Source organism: Rhizobium sp. 01T444 (assembly GCF_056398305.1).
Genome location: NZ_JBFTPD010000127.1, coordinates 1 through 833, shown reverse-complemented (window position 1 = coordinate 833; position 833 = coordinate 1). Strand labels below are relative to the sequence as shown.

2 protein-coding genes are annotated in these 833 nt (G+C 62.5%); both read left to right on the top strand.

The window, feature by feature from the left end:
• Window positions 1-412, top strand: a 412-nt coding sequence (gene leuD / locus AC1DTN_RS37505; RefSeq protein ID WP_477925185.1) for a 3-isopropylmalate dehydratase small subunit, incomplete at its 5' end; no start/stop codon positions are given.
• A 33-nt stretch (window positions 413-445) separates the two neighbouring features.
• The coding region (locus AC1DTN_RS37500; RefSeq protein ID WP_477925183.1) for an isocitrate/isopropylmalate family dehydrogenase at window positions 446-833 on the top strand (388 nt) is incomplete at its 3' end.

Genomic DNA, 833 nt, shown 5'->3' with positions numbered 1-833 from the left:
GCTGGCACGCAGGAATTTCGGCTGCGGTTCGTCGCGCGAGCATGCGCCCTGGGCGCTCGACCAGTACGGCTTCCGAGCCATCATCGCGCCGAGCTATGCCGACATCTTCTTCAACAACAGCTTCAAGAATGGCCTGTTGCCGATCGTGCTGAGCGAGTCGCAGGTGGCACAGCTCTTCGACGAGGCCAACGCCTTCCCGGGCTACAGCCTGACCGTCGATCTCGAGCGGCAGGTGGTCGTCAAGCCGGACGGGACGGAGCTGCCCTTCGAAGTGCCGGGCTTCCGCAAGTACTGCCTGATCAATGGCCTGGACGACATCGGCCTGACGCTGCGCCACAAGGACAAGATCAAGGCCTTCGAGGCTGAACGTCTGGCCCAGAAGCCCTGGCTCACGCATCAGCTGATCGCCTGACCTTTTCTCTCCACCATTCGAACAGAGCTATTCATGAAAATCGCAGTACTTCCCGGTGATGGCATCGGCACCGAAATCGTCGCGGAGGCCATTCGCGTGCTCGACGCGCTGGATCTTTCCTTTGCAATGGAGTCGGCGCTCGTCGGCGGTGCCGCCTACGAAGCCCACGGCCACCCGCTGCCCGAAGCGACACTGAAACTGGCCAAGGAAGCCGATGCCGTCCTGTTCGGCGCGGTCGGCGACTGGAAGTACGACACGCTCGAACGTTCGCTGCGGCCCGAACAGGCCATCCTGGGCCTGCGCAAGAACCTCGGCCTGTTCGCCAACTTTCGTCCCGCGATCTGCTACGAGCAACTGGTCGATGCATCCAGCCTGAAGCCCGAACTGATCGCGGGCCTGGACATCCTGATCATCCGCGAGC